The 16959-nt window shown below is 65.4% G+C and carries 15 protein-coding genes; all 15 read left to right on the forward strand.

Annotated elements, in window-relative coordinates:
• Positions 1-297: 297 nt before the first annotated feature.
• Complete coding sequence (gyrA, locus tag DFS13_RS07250; protein WP_012492866.1) at positions 298-2901, forward strand: DNA gyrase subunit A; 2604 nt, start codon at positions 298-300, stop codon at positions 2899-2901.
• 83 nt (positions 2902-2984) lie between these two features.
• The gene (locus DFS13_RS07255; protein ID WP_006486966.1) at positions 2985-3584 is read left to right on the forward strand and encodes a DUF2059 domain-containing protein; all 600 of its coding nucleotides are present in this window, start codon (positions 2985-2987) and stop codon (positions 3582-3584) included.
• A gap of 155 nt (positions 3585-3739) precedes the next feature.
• The gene (serC, locus tag DFS13_RS07260; protein ID WP_111441527.1) at positions 3740-4822 is read left to right on the forward strand and encodes a 3-phosphoserine/phosphohydroxythreonine transaminase; all 1083 of its coding nucleotides are present in this window, start codon (positions 3740-3742) and stop codon (positions 4820-4822) included.
• Positions 4823-4855: 33 nt separating this feature from the next.
• On the forward strand, positions 4856-5938 hold the full coding sequence (pheA, locus tag DFS13_RS07265) for a prephenate dehydratase (RefSeq protein ID WP_034200855.1): 1083 nt from the start codon (positions 4856-4858) through the stop codon (positions 5936-5938).
• 186 nt (positions 5939-6124) lie between these two features.
• Positions 6125-7051, forward strand: coding sequence for a prephenate dehydrogenase/arogenate dehydrogenase family protein (locus DFS13_RS07270; RefSeq protein ID WP_111441528.1), 927 nt, complete (start codon positions 6125-6127; stop codon positions 7049-7051).
• Between the two features lie 13 nt (positions 7052-7064).
• The gene (gene aroA / locus DFS13_RS07275; RefSeq protein ID WP_006486921.1) at positions 7065-8369 is read left to right on the forward strand and encodes a 3-phosphoshikimate 1-carboxyvinyltransferase; all 1305 of its coding nucleotides are present in this window, start codon (positions 7065-7067) and stop codon (positions 8367-8369) included.
• Between the two features lie 13 nt (positions 8370-8382).
• Positions 8383-9069 carry a (d)CMP kinase gene (gene cmk / locus DFS13_RS07280; protein ID WP_080323312.1) on the forward strand — a complete coding sequence of 229 codons (687 nt, stop codon included), beginning with the start codon at positions 8383-8385 and terminating at the stop codon, positions 9067-9069.
• 142 nt (positions 9070-9211) lie between these two features.
• Positions 9212-10924 (forward strand): 30S ribosomal protein S1, encoded by a 1713-nt coding sequence (gene rpsA, locus DFS13_RS07285; protein WP_012492864.1) that lies wholly within the window; start codon positions 9212-9214, stop codon positions 10922-10924.
• Positions 10925-10946: 22 nt separating this feature from the next.
• Complete coding sequence (locus tag DFS13_RS07290) at positions 10947-11270, forward strand: integration host factor subunit beta (RefSeq protein ID WP_006486894.1); 324 nt, start codon at positions 10947-10949, stop codon at positions 11268-11270.
• 210 nt (positions 11271-11480) lie between these two features.
• The gene (locus DFS13_RS07295; RefSeq protein WP_006486935.1) at positions 11481-11774 is read left to right on the forward strand and encodes a lipopolysaccharide assembly protein LapA domain-containing protein; all 294 of its coding nucleotides are present in this window, start codon (positions 11481-11483) and stop codon (positions 11772-11774) included.
• Between the two features lie 53 nt (positions 11775-11827).
• Positions 11828-13000, forward strand: coding sequence for a lipopolysaccharide assembly protein LapB (lapB, locus tag DFS13_RS07300; RefSeq protein WP_006496539.1), 1173 nt, complete (start codon positions 11828-11830; stop codon positions 12998-13000).
• Between the two features lie 90 nt (positions 13001-13090).
• On the forward strand, positions 13091-14491 hold the full coding sequence (locus tag DFS13_RS07305; RefSeq protein ID WP_006486856.1) for a UDP-glucose/GDP-mannose dehydrogenase family protein: 1401 nt from the start codon (positions 13091-13093) through the stop codon (positions 14489-14491).
• Positions 14492-14498: 7 nt separating this feature from the next.
• Positions 14499-15449, forward strand: coding sequence for a D-glycero-beta-D-manno-heptose-7-phosphate kinase (gene rfaE1 / locus DFS13_RS07310; protein WP_006486931.1), 951 nt, complete (start codon positions 14499-14501; stop codon positions 15447-15449).
• Between the two features lie 64 nt (positions 15450-15513).
• Complete coding sequence (gene rfaD, locus DFS13_RS07315) at positions 15514-16506, forward strand: ADP-glyceromanno-heptose 6-epimerase (RefSeq protein WP_006496538.1); 993 nt, start codon at positions 15514-15516, stop codon at positions 16504-16506.
• Between the two features lie 73 nt (positions 16507-16579).
• Positions 16580-16927 (forward strand): helix-hairpin-helix domain-containing protein, encoded by a 348-nt coding sequence (locus DFS13_RS07320; protein ID WP_060213632.1) that lies wholly within the window; start codon positions 16580-16582, stop codon positions 16925-16927.
• Positions 16928-16959 lie beyond the last annotated feature (32 nt).

A 16959-nucleotide genomic window follows, 5' to 3' on the forward strand; every position in this document is an offset into this window, starting at 1 on the left:
CTGCCGTAACTTTTAGAGATTGTCAAGAGCGGGGCGGCGAAATTGCGCGAGTGCGTGCAGTTGTTTACTCGTGTGCGTGAAACACGGTGATGCGATCGCCTGCGACGTCGAGTCGCACACGCGTGGGTGCGATGCGATTGCGGCCGATTCGTCGCGGCCGCGATTTTTGCTATTTATATATAGAGGGGAAGGCGAATTGGCGGCTGATGGGCGCATGTTAGAATCTCGCGTTGCGTTGCGCATGCAGCGCCCACGCGAAAGGCGTTCGCCGTCTTCGCTCCGAAACGATACGGATACATGGATCAATTCGCCAAAGAGACCCTGCCCACCTCCCTAGAGGAGGAAATGCGCCGTTCGTATCTCGATTACGCGATGAGCGTGATCGTCGGACGTGCCCTCCCTGATGTCCGCGATGGCCTGAAGCCCGTGCACCGGCGCGTGTTGTTCGCGATGCACGAACTGAACAACGACTGGAACCGTGCGTACAAGAAGTCGGCGCGTATCGTCGGTGACGTGATCGGTAAATATCACCCTCACGGCGATACCGCGGTCTACGACACGATCGTGCGGATGGCGCAGGACTTCTCGCTGCGCTACATGCTGATCGACGGACAGGGCAACTTCGGCTCGATCGACGGCGACAATGCCGCGGCGATGCGTTACACCGAAATTCGCATGGCGAAGATCGGTCACGAGCTGCTTGCCGACATCGACAAGGAAACGGTCGATTTCGAGCCGAACTACGACGGCAACGAAATGCAGCCGTCGGTCCTGCCGTCGCGCATCCCGAACCTGCTGATCAACGGCTCGTCGGGCATCGCGGTCGGCATGGCGACCAACATCCCGCCGCACAACCTGAACGAAGTCGTCGACGCGTGCCAGCACCTGCTGGGCAACCCGGAAGCGACGATCGACGAGCTGATCGAGATCATCCCGGCGCCGGACTTCCCGACGGCCGGCATCATCTACGGCGTCGCCGGCGTGCGCGACGGCTACCGCACCGGGCGCGGCCGCGTCGTGATGCGCGCGGCCACGCACTTCGAGGAGATCGACCGCGGCCAGCGGATGGCGATCATCGTCGACGAGCTGCCGTACCAGGTGAACAAGCGCTCGCTGCTCGAGCGGATCGCCGAGCTCGTCAACGAGAAGAAGCTCGAAGGCATTTCCGACATCCGCGACGAGTCCGACAAGAGCGGCATGCGTGTCGTGATCGAGCTCAAGCGCGGCGAAGTGCCTGAAGTGGTGCTGAACAACCTGTACAAGGCGACGCAGCTGCAGGACACGTTCGGCATGAACATGGTCGCGCTGGTCGACGGCCAGCCGAAGCTGCTGAACCTGAAGGAAATCCTGCAGTGCTTCCTGTCGCACCGACGCGAAGTGCTGACGCGCCGCACGATCTACGAACTGCGCAAGGCCCGCGAACGCGGCCACGTGCTCGAAGGTCTCGCGGTCGCGCTCGCGAACATCGACGAGTTCATCGCGATCATCAAGGCCGCGCCGACGCCGCCGATCGCGAAGCAGGAACTGATGGCCAAGCCGTGGGATTCGTCGCTCGTGCGCGAGATGCTGACGCGCGCCGAGAGCGAGAACGCGGCGGCCGGCGGCCGTTCCGCGTACCGTCCGGAAGGCCTGAACCCGGCGTTCGGGATGCAGGCCGACGGGCTGTACCGCCTGTCCGACACGCAGGCGCAGGAAATCCTGCAGATGCGCCTGCAGCGCCTGACCGGCCTCGAGCAGGACAAGATCATCGGCGAGTACCGCGACGTGATGGCGCAGATCGCCGACCTGCTGGACATCCTCGCGCGCCCCGAGCGGATCACGACGATGATCGGCGAGGAGCTGACCGCGGTGAAGGCCGAATTCGGCGACGCGCGCCGCTCGAGGATCGAGCTGAACGCGACCGAGCTGAACACCGAGGATCTGATCACGCCGCAGGACATGGTCGTCACGATGTCGCATGCGGGCTACGTGAAGTCGCAGCCGCTGTCCGAGTACCGCGCGCAGAAGCGCGGCGGTCGCGGCAAGCAGGCGACGCAGATGAAGGAAGACGACTGGATCGAGACGCTGTTCATCGCGAACACGCACGACTACATCCTGTGCTTCTCGAACCGGGGCCGCGTGTACTGGGTCAAGGTCTATGAGGTGCCGCAAGGCTCGCGCAACTCGCGCGGCCGTCCGATCGTCAACATGTTCCCGCTGCAGGAAGGCGAGAAGATCAACGTCGTGCTGCCGGTCAAGGAATTCTCGGCCGACAAGTTCATCTTCATGGCGACGTCGCTCGGCACCGTGAAGAAGACGCCGCTCGAAGCGTTCAGCCGCCCGATGAAGAAGGGCATCATCGCGGTCGGCCTCGACGAGGGCGACTACCTGATCGGCGCGTCGATCACCGACGGTGCGCACGACGTGATGCTGTTCTCGGACTCCGGCAAGGCCGTGCGTTTCGACGAGAACGACGTGCGCCCGATGGGGCGCGAGGCGCGCGGCGTGCGCGGCATGCAGCTCGAGGACGGGCAGCAGGTCATCGCGCTGCTGGTCGCGGGCAGCGAGGAGCAGACCGTGCTCACCGCTACCGAAAACGGCTACGGCAAACGCACGCCGATCACCGAGTACACGCGCCATGGCCGCGGCACGAAGGGTATGATCGCGATCCAGACGTCCGAGCGCAACGGCAAGGTCGTGGCTGCCACGCTCGTCGACGCCGAGGATCAGATCATGCTGATCACGACGGCCGGCGTGTTGATTCGCACCCGCGTATCCGAGATTCGCGAGATGGGGCGCGCCACGCAAGGTGTTACACTCATCAGTCTCGATGAGGGTACCAAGCTCTCTGGCCTGCAGCAGATCGCCGAGGCCGAAGAGGGAGAGGGCGAGGCCGACGAGGCGTCGGACGGCGAAGCCTGAAGAACGGATGAGACTCTGGCCGCCGCGGGCGAAAAGCGCCGCGGCCGGCGAGCAACCATTCATATTTCCAAAAGGGAGTGATGATGCAAAAGCAATTCAAGCAACTGGTCCTGCTGGCTGCACTGGTGCCGACGTTCGCGATGGCGCAGGCGCTGTCGAATTCCGCACCGGCTGCACCGGCGGCAGCTGCGCCGATCGACGCCGACAAGAAGGCGGCGATCAAGGATCTGCTCGACGCGATCGACGCGCCGAAGCTCGTGTCGGCAATCGGCAACAGCGCCGAAATGCAGGCCAAGCAACTCGTGCCGGCGATCCTGTCGGACGCGCTGTCGGAAAACAAGACGCTGAACGACAAGCAGAAGCAGGCTGCCGTTCCGACGCTGCAGAAGAACGCGGTGCCGAAGCTGGTCGACGGCGCAGGCAAGGTGTTCGGCACGCAACAGTTCCAGAGCGACGCGATGTCGGCTCAGTACGACGCGTACGCGAAGTACTACAGCACGTCGGAGATCAAGGATCTGACGACGTTCTACAAGAGCCCGACGGGCCGCAAGTTCATCCAGGTTCAGGATCAGGTCGGTCGCGACGTGGTCAACGGCCTGATGCAGAAGTACATGCCGCAAGCGATCCAGGCAACGCGTACGCAGGCTGACAAGGAAGTCGCAGCAGTCAAGCCGGGCAAGTAAGCTGTCCGGGCGCGCCCCCGGCCGTTCGGCCGGGTTTGGCGGGAGCCTGACGACAGTGCGATAATGGCCGTTTGCGCGCGAGCGCAAGCGGCCATTTCTTTTCTGGCGCGTTTTGCCGGTGGCAAGCCGGTCGCGTCCCTCCCGAGGTTTTCACGATGCGCGTCTTTAATTTCTCCGCCGGCCCTGCGGCGATGCCCGAGGAAGTGCTGCGGCAGGCCGCCGACGAAATGCTCGACTGGCATGGCAGCGGCATGAGCGTGATGGAGATGAGCCATCGCGGCAAGGAATTCATGTCGATCCACGAGGCCGCGCTGACCGACCTGCGCGACCTGCTCGGCGTGCCGGCGAGCCACCGGATCCTGTTCCTGCAGGGCGGCGGCATCGCGGAAAACGCGATCGTGCCGATGAACCTGCTCGGCGCGCGCAACACGGCCGACTTCGTCGTGACGGGTTCGTGGTCGCAGAAATCGTTCGGCGAGGCGAAGAAGTTCTGCACGCCGCATCTCGCCGCGAGCGGCAAGACGGAGAACGGCTTCACGCGTGCGCCCGCGCGCGCCGAATGGCAGCTGTCGGACGATCCGGCCTACGTGCACCTGTGCACCAACGAGACGATCGACGGCGTCGAGACGTTCGAGATCCCGGATCTCGGCGACGTGCCGCTGGTCGCCGATGTCTCGTCGCACATCCTGTCGCGCCCGATGGATGTCGCGAAGTACGGCGTGCTGTTCGGCGGCGCGCAGAAGAACATCGGGATGGCCGGCGTGACGGTCGTGATCGTGCGCGAGGATCTGCTCGATCGCGCGCTGTCGATCTGCCCGTCCGCATTCGAATGGAAGACCATCGCCGCGAACAACTCGCTGTACAACACGCCGCCCACCTACGCGATCTACATCGCGGGCCTCGTGTTCCAGTGGCTGAAGCGGCAGGGCGGCCTTGAGGCGATCGAGGCCCGCAACATCGAAAAATCGAAGCTGCTCTACGACACGATCGACGCGAGCAGCTTCTATCTGAACAAGGTCGAGCCGGCAGCACGTTCGCGGATGAACGTGCCGTTTTTCCTGGCCGACGAAACGCGCAACGAAGACTTCCTTGCCGGCGCAAAGGCGCGCGGGCTGCTGCAGCTGAAGGGCCACAAGTCCGTCGGCGGCATGCGGGCGTCGATCTACAACGCGGTGCCGCTCGAGGGCGTGAAGGCGCTCGTCGAGTACATGAAGGACTTCGAGCAGCGCGGCGCCTGACGGCGGCGCTGTTCAAACAGCACGGCAAAACGCATGGACGACGAACTGAATTCCCGCCTGAAACCGCTGCGCGACCGCATCGACGCGATCGACGCGCAGCTGATCGCGCTCCTGAACCAGCGCGCCGCGGTGGCGCTCGAGGTGGGCGAGGTCAAGAAGCATTTCAACGCGCCGGTGTTCCGGCCGGAGCGCGAGCTGCAGGTGATCGCGCGGCTGCAGGACATGAGCGCCGGGCCGCTCGCGAGCGAGCACATCAGCGCGATCTGGCGCGAGATCATGGCGGCGAGCCGCGCGCTCGAGCAGACGATCCACGTCGCGTTCCTCGGGCCGGTCGGCACGTACAGCGAGCAGGCGATGCTCGAGTATTTCGGCCAGTCGATCGAAGGGCTGCCGTGCCCGTCGATCGACGAGGTGTTCCGCTCGGTCGAGGCCGGGGCATCCGCGTTCGGCATCGCGCCGGTCGAGAATTCGACCGAAGGCGCCGTATCGCGCACGCTCGACCTGCTGCTGCAGACCCAGCTGCTGATCAGCGGCGAGCTCGCGCTGCCGATCCATCACAACCTGCTCACGCAGAGCGGCACGCTCGACGGCGTGAAGCGCGTCTGCGCGCATGCGCAGGCACTCGCGCAATGCCAGCAGTGGCTCGCGGCGAATGCGCCGCAGCTCGAGCGGCAGGCCGTCGCGAGCAACGCGGAGGCCGCGCGTCTTGCGGCGGCCGATCCGACCGTCGCCGCGATCGCAGGCGATCGTGCAGCCGCGCATTACGGCCTGCAGATCGCGTTCTCGCTGATCCAGGACGATCCGCACAATCGCACGCGCTTCGTGATCATCGGCAAGCAGCCGGCCGGCCAGAGCGGTCACGACCAGACGTCGCTGATCGTGTCGGTGAAGAACGAGCCGGGCGCCGTGTTCAAGCTGCTCGAGCCGCTCGCGCGGCACGGCGTGTCGATGACGCGCTTCGAATCGCGTCCGGCGCGCGTCGGCACGTGGGAGTACTACTTCTACATCGACATCGAAGGGCACCGCGACGATGCGGCGGTGGCGGCCGCACTGACGGAGCTCGGCCAGAAGGCTGCGTTCCTGAAGATACTCGGTTCGTATCCGCGCGCACGCTGACGCGCGGTGGCCCAGCGCCTGCTTGAGGCAGGCGTGGCGGCCGGGCGGGCGGGGCAGGCCGGTCGGCGCTGCCGAAGGCGGGTTCGGGCGGTATCCGGTGCAGGCTGCGCCGGGTGCGGGCCCGGTGCCCGGAATCTGGAATTCCGCGTGCGGGCGTCGTTTCGTGCGCGTAACTTGGCTCTTGTCGTGTCAGGCTTTGCATTCAACAAACTGGTCATCTTCGGCGTCGGCCTGATCGGCGGATCGCTGGCCCGCGCGCTGCGCGAGCGCGCGCCGGGCGGCGCGGGCGAGATCGTCGGCGTGGGCCGCTCGCGCGCATCGGTCGAGCGCGCGCTGTCGCTCGGCGTGATCGATCGCGCGGCGGCACTCGACGACGACGCGCAGTTGCGCGACGCGCTCGCCGGCGCCGATCTCGTCTTGCTGGCCGCGCCCGTCGCGCAGACGGGCCCGTTGCTCGCGCGCATCGCGCCGTGGCTCGACGGCGCGACGATCGTCACCGACGCCGGTAGCACCAAGTCCGATGTCGTCGCGGCCGCGCGTGACGCGCTCGGCGCGCGGATCGCGCAGTTCGTGCCCGGTCACCCGATCGCGGGGCGCGAATCGAGCGGGGTCGAGGCTGCGTTGCCGGACCTCTACGTCGGTCGCAACGTCGTGCTGTGCCCGCTGCCGGAGAGCGCGCCCGAAGCGGTGGCCCGGATCGACGCGATGTGGCGCGCGACCGGCGCCGACGTGCGCACGATGAGCACCGAGCAGCACGATCGCGTATTCGCGTCGATCAGCCATCTGCCGCACGTGTTGTCGTTCGCGCTCGTCGAGCAGATTCTCGGCGAGGCCGACGCGGAACTGAAATTCTCGTACGCGGCCGGTGGTTTCCGCGATTTCACGCGCATCGCGGCGTCGAGCCCGGAAATGTGGCGCGACGTGTGCGTCGCGAACCGCGCGGCGCTGCTCGACGAACTCGACGGCTACACGCGCGTGCTCACGCGGTTGCGCGCGGCGATCGACGCCGGCGACGGCGCGGCGCTCGAAGCCGTCTTCACGCGCTCGCGTGCCGCACGCAAGGCATGGCAGGAACGCGGCGGCACGCCTGCTGCCGAACCGGTCAAGAAATAACAGGACGATTCCCATGGACTACCTCGATCTCGGCCCGTACTCCAGCGCATCGGGCACCGTGCGCCTGCCCGGCTCGAAAAGCATTTCGAACCGCGTGCTGCTGCTCGCGGCGCTCGCCGAAGGCGAAACGACGATCACCAACCTGCTCGACTCCGACGACACGCGCGTGATGCTCGACGCGCTCGGCAAGCTCGGCGTGAAGCTCGCGCGCGACGGCGACACCTGTGTCGTCACCGGCACGCGCGGCGCGTTCACCGCGAAGACGGCCGACCTGTTCCTCGGCAACGCGGGCACGGCCGTGCGGCCGCTGACCGCCGCACTCGCGGTGAACGGCGGTGACTACCGCGTGCACGGCGTGCCGCGCATGCACGAGCGGCCGATCGGCGATCTCGTCGACGGCCTGCGCCAGATCGGCGCGCAGATCGACTACGAGCTGAACGAAGGCTACCCGCCGCTGCGGATCAAGCCGGCGACGATTTCGGTCGATGCACCGATCCGCGTGCGCGGCGACGTGTCGAGCCAGTTCCTCACCGCGCTCCTGATGACGCTGCCGCTCGTGAAGGCGAAGGACGGCAGGACCGTCGTCGAAGTCGACGGCGAATTGATCTCGAAGCCGTACATCGACATCACGATCCGGCTGATGGCGCGCTTCGGCGTGACCGTCGAGCGCGACGGCTGGCAGCGCTTCGTGGTGCCGGCCGGCGTCCGCTACCGCTCGCCGGGGCGGATCATGGTCGAGGGCGACGCGTCGTCCGCATCGTACTTCCTCGCGGCCGGCGCGCTCGGCGGCGGCCCGCTGCGGGTCGAGGGCGTGGGGCGCGCGAGCATCCAGGGCGACGTCGGCTTCGCGAATGCGCTGATGCAGATGGGCGCGAACGTGACGATGGGCGACGACTGGATCGACGTGCGCGGCATCGGCCACGATCACGGCAAGCTGGAGCCGATCGACATGGACTTCAACCTGATTCCCGACGCCGCGATGACCATCGCGGTCGCGGCGCTGTTCGCGAACGGCACGAGCACGCTGCGCAACATCGCGAGCTGGCGCGTGAAGGAGACGGACCGCATCGCCGCGATGGCGACCGAGCTGCGCAAGGTCGGCGCGATCGTCGAGGAAGGCCCCGACTATCTCGTCGTCACGCCGCCGGCCAAGCTCACGCCGAACGCGGCGATCGATACGTACGACGATCACCGGATGGCGATGTGCTTCTCGCTCGTCAGCCTGGGCGGCGTGCCCGTGCGGATCAACGATCCGAAGTGCGTCGGCAAGACGTTCCCCGACTATTTCGACCGCTTCGCCGCGCTCGCCAAAGCCTGACCCGACTGTTCCGATGAAATCGACCCGACCCTTTCACCCGACTCCCGTCATCACGATCGACGGCCCGACCGCTTCCGGCAAGGGCACCGTCGCGGCGCTCGTCGCCGCGCACCTTGGCTTCCACCTGCTCGACAGCGGCGCGCTGTACCGGCTCGCGGCGCTCGCGAGCGTGCGCTACGGCATCGCGGCGGAGGACATCGACGCGCTCGTGAAGCTGATCGACGATCTGCACATCACGTTCCGTGAGGGGTGCGCGCAACTCGACGGCGTCGACGTGTCGAACGACATTCGCGCCGAAGCGGTCGGCAACCGCGCGTCGGCCATTGCCGTGCACGGCCCCGTGCGCGCCGCGCTCGTCGCGCGCCAGCGCGCGTTCCGCAAGACGCCGGGCCTCGTGGCGGACGGGCGCGACATGGGCACCGTGATCTTCCCGGACGCCGTGCTGAAGGTGTTCCTGACGGCCAGCGCCGAGGCGCGCGCGACCAGGCGGCATAAGCAATTGATGCAAAAAGGTTTTTCTGCTAATATAGATGACTTGCTCCGGGATCTTCGTGAACGTGACGCGCGCGACAGCAATCGCGCGGCCGCGCCGCTGAAGCCTGCGGCAGATGCCAAGCTGCTCGATACGTCGGCACTTTCGATCGATGAAGCCGTCGATCAGGTGCTGCAGTGGTACCGGGCGCTCGGCCAGCCCGCCTGAGTAGGCGGGCAGCGGTAGGTGCTCCGCGTCGCAAGCGCGGAGCGTGTTTCGAACCCTTAACCCCGTGTGGTCCTCGATCTGGCCCTTTCAGCCTGCCATTCCGGCCGGCGTGGCACAGCGAGCCATGCACAATCAGATTTTTATGTCCGACCTGCAAACCTCCAACCCGAATACCGAATCCTTTGCGGCTCTGTTCGAAGAGTCGCTGACCCGCCAAGACATGCGCGCCGGCGAAGTGATTTCCGCCGAAGTCGTGCGCGTCGACCACAACTTCGTGGTCGTCAATGCAGGCCTGAAGTCCGAGGCTTACATTCCGATCGAGGAATTCCTGAACGATCAGGGCGAGGTTGAGGTGCAGTCGGGCGATTTCGTGTCCGTCGCGATCGACGCACTCGAAAACGGCTACGGCGACACGATCCTGTCGCGCGACAAGGCGAAGCGCCTTGCATCGTGGCTGTCGCTGGAAAAGGCACTCGACAACAACGAGCTCGTCACCGGCACGATCACCGGCAAGGTGAAGGGCGGCATGACCGTGATGGTCAACGGCATCCGCGCGTTCCTGCCGGGTTCGCTGGTCGACACGCGTCCGGTCAAGGACACGACCCCGTACGAAGGCAAGACGCTCGAGTTCCGCGTGATCAAGCTCGATCGCAAGCGTAACAACGTCGTGCTGTCGCGTCGTGCAGTGATCGAAGCAACCCAGGGCGAAGAGCGCGCGAAGCTGCTCGAGACGCTGAAGGAAGGCGCGATCGTCAACGGCGTGGTCAAGAACATCACCGACTACGGCGCGTTCGTCGACCTCGGCGGCATCGACGGCCTGCTGCACATCACCGACATCGCATGGCGTCGTGTGCGTCACCCGAGCGAAGTCCTGTCGGTTGGCCAGGAAGTCACCGCGAAGATCCTCAAGTTCGACCAAGAGAAGAACCGCGTCTCGCTGGGCATCAAGCAACTGGGCGACGATCCGTGGGAAGGCATCTCGCGCCGTTACCCGTCGGGCACGCGCCTGTTCGGCAAGGTCACGAACATCACCGACTACGGCGCATTCGTCGAAGTGGAATCGGGCATCGAAGGCCTCGTCCACGTGTCGGAAATGGACTGGACCAACAAGAACGTTGCGCCGTCGAAGGTTGTCCAGCTGGGCGACGAAGTCGAAGTCATGGTCCTCGAGATCGACGAAGACCGTCGTCGTATCAGCCTCGGCATGAAGCAGTGCAAGCCGAATCCGTGGGATGACTTCAGCCGCAACTTCAAGAAGGGCGACAAGATCACGGGCGCAATCAAGTCGATCACCGACTTCGGCGTGTTCATCGGTCTGCCGGGCGGCATCGACGGCCTGGTCCACCTGTCGGACCTGTCGTGGAGCGAAGCCGGCGAAGAAGCCGTTCGCAAGTACAAGAAGGGCGACGAAGTCGAAGCAATCGTGCTCGGTATCGACGTCGAGAAGGAGCGCATTTCGCTCGGCATCAAGCAGCTCGAAGGCGACCCGTTCAGCAACTACGTTGCAATGAACGACAAGGGCTCGATCGTCGACGGCGTCGTGAAGACGGTCGATGCGAAGGGTGCGGTCGTCACGCTGACGGGCGACGTCGAAGGCTACCTGCGTGCGTCGGAAATCTCGCAGGATCGCGTCGAAGACGCACGCAACGTGCTGAAGGAAGGCGACAAGGTCAACGCGATGGTGATCAACATCGATCGCAAGTCGCGTGGCATCAACCTGTCGATCAAGGCGAAGGATTCGGCTGAACAACAGGAAGCGATCCGCGGCCTGCAGTCGGACTCCAGCGCTGCTGCGACCGGTACGACCAACCTCGGCGCGCTGCTGAAGGCGAAGCTCGACGGCCAGAACCAGTAAGCCTTACGAGGTCTGCTGAAGTATGACCAAATCCGAGTTGGTCGCGCAGCTGGCATCGCGATTTCCGCAACTTGTCCTCAAGGACGCGGATTTCGCGGTGAAAACGATGCTCGATGCGATGTCCGACGCCCTGGCGAAAGGGCATCGCATTGAAATTCGGGGTTTCGGCAGCTTTGGCCTCAATCGTCGCCCGGCGCGCGTCGGACGCAACCCGAAGTCGGGGGAGAAAGTGCAGGTGCCCGAGAAGTTCGTGCCGCACTTCAAGCCTGGCAAGGAATTGCGTGAACGCGTCGACGGCCGCGCCGGTGAACCGCTGAAGGCTGACGATCCGGACGACGAGCGTTGAGCGTCGTTCGGTTTGCCCGGAACCTGTCCGGCGAAGGCTGAAAAGAAAAGCGCCCCTTGCGGGCGCTTTTTTCATTTCCGGCAACCTGACGCGCAACGCGGCGCACAGGATCTGCGCAGCCGCGGAAACGCTTCCTTTACAATACGGGTCGATTCGGTGCGACGAAGGGGAGTCGCGCGCCGCGGCAAACCTCAACAAAGAGAGGGCTTCATGAAGTTTATCGTCTGGCTGATCCGGGTATTGGTGTTCGTCCTGCTGCTGGTGCTTGCGCTGGCCAATACACAAACCGCGACGCTGAATTTCGTTGCCGGCTACGCATGGCAAGCGCCGCTGATCCTGATCGGCCTGGCATTCTTCGCCGTGGGGCTGCTGGCCGGCCTGCTGTCCGCGCTGCCTTCGATCTTCCGGCTGCGCATCGAGAACGGGCGTTTGAAGCGCGATCTGCGTGCGGCGCGCGAAACGCCTGCCGTCATCGACCAGCCGCCGATGCCGCCCGTCATTTAACACGGACGCCGCGCGATCATCGCGCGGTTTTCGTCTCTGCTTCGATATTTCGCATGGATCTGGATTTCTGGTGGTTGCTCGCGATTCCGGTCGCGTTCGCGCTCGGGTGGGCGGCGTCACGCTATGACCTGAAGAATCTCCTGTCGGAGAGTGCCAACCTGCCGCGCTCGTATTTTCGCGGCCTGAATTTTCTGTTGAACGAACAACCCGACAAGGCGATCGATGCGTTCATCGAGGTGGCCAAGCTCGATCCCGAAACGGTCGAGTTGCACTTCGCGCTGGGCAACCTGTTTCGCCGTCGCGGCGAGACCGATCGCGCGATCCGCGTGCACCAGAACCTGCTGAGCCGCACCGATCTGCCGGTCAACGAGCGCGACCACGCGCTGTACGAGCTCGGCCAGGATTTCCTGAAAGCCGGCCTGCTCGATCGCGCCGAAGAGGCGTTCCACAAGCTCGCCGACGGCGACTACGCGCTTGGCGCACAGCGGGCGCTGCTGACGATCTACGAGATCGAGAAGGACTGGAACAAGTCGATCGATACCGCGAGGCGCATCGAATCGATGAGCGACAAGCCGCTCGGCACCGAAATTGCGCAGTTCCACTGCGAACTCGCGCAGGACGCGCTGCAGCGCAAGAACGCCGCCGCGGCGGCCGAACAGTTGCGCCTCGCGCTGACGGTGAATCCGCAGAACGTCCGGGCGACGGTCCTGTCCGGCGACGCGGCCGAGGCGGCGGGCGATCACGCGGCCGCAATCGAGCACTGGAAGCGCGTCGAAGCGCAGAATCCGGCGTATCTGCCGCTCGTCGCGGACAAGCTGATGAAGGCGTACGTCGCGCTCGGCAAGAACGTCGAGGGCGCGGAATTGCTGATGGGGTACGTCGATCGATATCCGTCGAACGACCTGCTCGACATCGCCTATCAGCATATCGCCGGATTGCGCGGCCAGGATGCGGCCCACACGCTCGCGCGCACGCAAATGGAAAAGTCGCCGAACCTGTCGGGGATGCTGCATCTGCTCGATGCGCAGATCGCGGCGGCCGACGAACCGCGTCGTAAGGAACTTGAAATGATGCGTGCGCTGATCAAGCAGCGCACGAAAAATCTGCCACGGTATACGTGCCAGAATTGCGGTTTCCGGGCACGGCTCTTCTACTGGCAGTGCCCCGGATGCAGCGGCTGGGAAACCTATGCGCCGCGCCGCGTCGAACCTGCGATGCCGGGCTGATCCCGGCACGCGGAGCCAACGCGCTGCGGTTGCCGCCAGGCTCGTCCCGGCGGCCAAGTTAGTCCATTACCGGGAAGTACCGGAACATCTATGAAAATCACCATCATCGGCACCGGCTATGTCGGTCTCGTCACGGGCGCCTGCCTCGCGGAGATCGGTCACGACGTCTTCTGTCTCGACGTCGATCCGCGCAAGATCGACATCCTGAACAACGGCGGGATGCCGATTCACGAACCGGGGCTGCTGGACATCATCGCGCGCAACCGCACGGCGGGGCGCCTGCGCTTCTCGACCGACATCGAGGCGAGCGTCGCGCATGGCGAGATCCAGTTCATCGCGGTCGGCACGCCGCCCGACGAGGACGGCTCGGCCGACCTGCAATACGTGCTCGAGGCCGCGCGCAACATCGGTCGCCACATGACGAGCTTCAAGGTGATCGTCGACAAGTCGACGGTGCCGGTCGGCACCGCGCAGCGCGTGCGCGGCGTGGTCGACGAAGCGCTTGCGGCACGCGGGCTCGCGGGCAGCGTCGCGCACCGCTTCTCGGTCGTGTCGAACCCGGAGTTCCTGAAGGAAGGCGCCGCGGTCGAGGACTTCATGCGCCCCGACCGGATCATCATCGGCGTCGACGACGACGAAACCGGCACGATCGCGCGCGAGAAGATGAAGAAGCTCTACGCGCCGTTCAACCGCAACCACGAGCGCACGATCTACATGGACGTGCGTTCGGCGGAATTCGCGAAGTATGCGGCGAACGCGATGCTCGCGACGCGCATCTCGTTCATGAACGAAATGTCGAATCTCGCCGACAAGGTCGGCGCCGACATCGAGGCCGTGCGCCGCGGGATCGGCTCCGATCCGCGCATCGGCTATCACTTCCTGTATGCCGGCGTCGGCTACGGCGGCTCGTGCTTCCCGAAGGACGTGCAGGCGCTGATCCGCACCGCGGGCGAGAACGGCCAGCCGCTGCGTATCCTGGAGGCCGTCGAGGCCGCCAACCATGCGCAGAAGGACGTGCTGATCGGCAAGATCGAGCAGCGCTTCGGCGCCGACCTGACGGGCCGCGAATTCGCGGTCTGGGGCCTCGCGTTCAAGCCGAACACCGACGACATGCGCGAAGCGCCGAGCCGTCGCCTGATCGCCGCGCTGCTCGAACGCGGCGCGACCGTGCGTGCCTATGATCCGGTCGCAGTCGACGAAGCGCGCCGCGTGTTCGCGCTGGATTTCGGCGACGATGCGGACGCACTGGCGCGGCTGCATCTCGTCGATACGCAGGACGTCGCGGTCACCGGTGCGGATGCACTCGTGATCGTGACCGAATGGAAGGAATTCCGCAGCCCCGATTTCACGCGCCTGAAGGCGGAGCTGAAGGCACCGGTGATCTTCGACGGGCGCAACCTGTACGAGCCGGATGCGATGGCCGAGCTGGGCATCGACTACTACGCGATCGGCCGGCCGTATGTCGATCCCCAGTTGTCCTCCCGTGGCTGAACCTACGATGAATACTCTTCGCGAAGTCGTTCCGGTGCCGCGCGAGCAACTCGCGCGCTCGCGTGTGCTCGTCGTCGGCGACGTGATGCTCGACCGTTACTGGTTCGGCAACGTCGACCGCATTTCGCCTGAGGCGCCGGTGCCGGTCGTGCACGTGCAGCGTCAGGAGGAGCGGCTCGGCGGTGCGGCCAACGTCGCGCGCAATGCCGTGACGCTCGGCGGCCAGGCCGGGCTGCTGTGCGTCGTCGGTTGCGACGAACCCGGCGAGCGGATCGTCGAGTTGCTCGGCAGCAGCGGCGTGACGCCGCATCTCGAGCGCGATCCGGCGCTGCCGACCACGATCAAGCTGCGCGTGCTCGCGCGCCAGCAGCAACTGCTGCGCGTCGACTTCGAGGCGATGCCGACGCACGAGGTATTGCTTGCGGGGCTCGCGCGCTTCGATGTGCTGCTGCCGCAGCACGACGTCGTGCTCATGTCGGATTACGCCAAAGGCGGCCTCACGCACGTCACGACGATGATCGAGAAGGCGCGTGCGGCGGGCAAGGCGGTGCTGGTCGACCCGAAGGGCGACGACTGGGCACGCTATCGCGGCGCATCGCTGATCACGCCGAATCGCGCGGAACTGCGCGAGGTGGTCGGGCAGTGGAAATCGGAAGACGACCTGCGCGCGCGCGTCGCGAATCTGCGTGCGGAGCTCGACATCGACGCACTGTTGCTCACCCGTTCGGAAGAGGGCATGACGCTCTTTTCCGCAGGTGGCGAACTGCATGCGCCGGCGCTCGCGCGCGAAGTGTTCGACGTGTCGGGCGCGGGCGACACCGTGATCGCGACGGTCGCGACGATGCTCGGCGCCGGGGTGCCGCTCGTCGACGCGGTGGTGCTCGCGAATCGCGCGGCAGGCATCGTGGTCGGCAAGCTCGGCACGGCCACGGTGGATTACGACGAACTGTTTCACTGAGCGCATTCGGCGGCGCGACGAGCGCGTCGCCCGAGTGGGCTCGCACTTTTCAGGCAGGACGATCATGACCCTCATCGTCACCGGCGCAGCCGGTTTTATCGGCGCGAACATCGTCAAGGCGCTCAACGAGCGCGGCGAGACGCGCATCATCGCGGTCGACAACCTGACCCGCGCAGACAAGTTTCGCAATCTCGTCGATTGCGAGATCGACGACTATCTCGACAAGACCGAATTCGTCGAGCGCTTTGCGCGCGGCGATTTCGGCAAGGTACGCGCGGTATTTCATGAAGGCGCCTGTTCGGACACGATGGAAACCGACGGCCGCTACATGATGGACAACAACTTCCGCTACAGCCGCGCGGTGCTCGATACCTGCCTCGCGCAGGGCACGCAGTTCCTGTATGCATCGTCGGCCGCGATCTACGGCGGCTCGACGCGTTTCGTCGAGGAGCGCGACGTCGAGGCGCCGCTGAACGTGTACGGCTATTCGAAGTTCCTGTTCGACCAGGTGATCCGTCGCGTGCTGCCGAGCGCGAAGAGCCAGATCGCGGGCTTCCGCTATTTCAACGTGTACGGCCCGCGCGAGACGCACAAGGGCCGCATGGCGTCGGTCGCGTTCCACAACTTCAACCAGTTCCGCGCGGAAGGCAAGGTGAAGCTGTTCGGCGAATACAACGGTTATGCGCCGGGCGAGCAGACGCGCGATTTCGTGTCGGTCGAGGACGTGACCAAGGTGAATCTGTTCTTCTTCGACCATCCGGAGAAGTCGGGCATCTTCAATCTCGGCACGGGCCGGGCGCAGCCGTTCAACGATATCGCTTCGACGGTCGTGAACACGTTGCGCGCGCTCGACAACCAGCCGCCGCTGACGCTCGCGCAGCAGGTCGAGCAAGGGTTGATCGAGTACGTGCCGTTCCCCGATGCGCTGCGCGGCAAGTACCAGTGCTTCACACAGGCCGACCAGACGAAACTGCGCGCGGCTGGCTACGACGCACCGTTCCTGACCGTGCAGGAAGGCGTCGATCGTTACGTGCGTTGGCTATCCGGCCAGGTTTAAACCGGCGCGTTGCATCGATAGACTGGGTCTCACGGTCGGCAGCCGCCGGCCGTTTTCTTCGGAGATCCAGCACATGTTCAGGAAATGGTTTGCCGCAGCGGTCATGCTCGGCGCAGTAGCGTCGGCCTGGGCGGCCGTCGACGTCAACACCGCGAACGAGGATGCGCTCGTCGGCATCAAGGGCATCGGCCCGGCACGCGCGAAGGCGATTCTCGACGAGCGCGGCGCACGCGGTCCGTTCAGGAATGCGGACGATCTCGCCAAGCGTGTGAAGGGCATGGGCGGGCACACCGTCGAGCGGCTTCAGCAGGAAGGCTTGACGATCGGTGCGGCGGCCGGCACCGGTACGACGCCGGCCGCCGCGGGCAAGCCGGCGGCAGCGAAGCCTGCTGCAGCACCGGCCCGCACCGCGCAGAAATAACGCGTCACGCAACCGACAAAGCGCTCCTTCAG

Origin of the sequence: Burkholderia sp. 28_3 (assembly GCF_003253915.1) — a bacterium.
Taxonomy (GTDB): Bacteria; Pseudomonadota; Gammaproteobacteria; order Burkholderiales; family Burkholderiaceae; genus Burkholderia; species Burkholderia cenocepacia.

Excerpts from the sequence above, each read along its gene's own strand:
- pheA (WP_034200855.1), top strand. The coding sequence starts at position 4,856 with ATGGACGACGAACTGAATTCCCGCCTGAAACCGCTGCGCGACCGCATC.
- DFS13_RS07290 (WP_006486894.1), top strand. The coding sequence starts at position 10,947 with ATGACCAAATCCGAGTTGGTCGCGCAGCTGGCATCGCGATTTCCGCAA.
- rfaD (WP_006496538.1), top strand. The coding sequence starts at position 15,514 with ATGACCCTCATCGTCACCGGCGCAGCCGGTTTTATCGGCGCGAACATC.
- aroA (WP_006486921.1), top strand. The coding sequence starts at position 7,065 with ATGGACTACCTCGATCTCGGCCCGTACTCCAGCGCATCGGGCACCGTG.
- cmk (WP_080323312.1), top strand. The coding sequence starts at position 8,383 with ATGAAATCGACCCGACCCTTTCACCCGACTCCCGTCATCACGATCGAC.
- DFS13_RS07305 (WP_006486856.1), top strand. The coding sequence starts at position 13,091 with ATGAAAATCACCATCATCGGCACCGGCTATGTCGGTCTCGTCACGGGC.
- DFS13_RS07320 (WP_060213632.1), top strand. The coding sequence starts at position 16,580 with ATGTTCAGGAAATGGTTTGCCGCAGCGGTCATGCTCGGCGCAGTAGCG.
- rpsA (WP_012492864.1), top strand. The coding sequence starts at position 9,212 with ATGTCCGACCTGCAAACCTCCAACCCGAATACCGAATCCTTTGCGGCT.
- DFS13_RS07295 (WP_006486935.1), top strand. The coding sequence starts at position 11,481 with ATGAAGTTTATCGTCTGGCTGATCCGGGTATTGGTGTTCGTCCTGCTG.
- rfaE1 (WP_006486931.1), top strand. The coding sequence starts at position 14,499 with ATGAATACTCTTCGCGAAGTCGTTCCGGTGCCGCGCGAGCAACTCGCG.
- DFS13_RS07255 (WP_006486966.1), top strand. The coding sequence starts at position 2,985 with ATGCAAAAGCAATTCAAGCAACTGGTCCTGCTGGCTGCACTGGTGCCG.
- serC (WP_111441527.1), top strand. The coding sequence starts at position 3,740 with ATGCGCGTCTTTAATTTCTCCGCCGGCCCTGCGGCGATGCCCGAGGAA.
- lapB (WP_006496539.1), top strand. The coding sequence starts at position 11,828 with ATGGATCTGGATTTCTGGTGGTTGCTCGCGATTCCGGTCGCGTTCGCG.
- gyrA (WP_012492866.1), top strand. The coding sequence starts at position 298 with ATGGATCAATTCGCCAAAGAGACCCTGCCCACCTCCCTAGAGGAGGAA.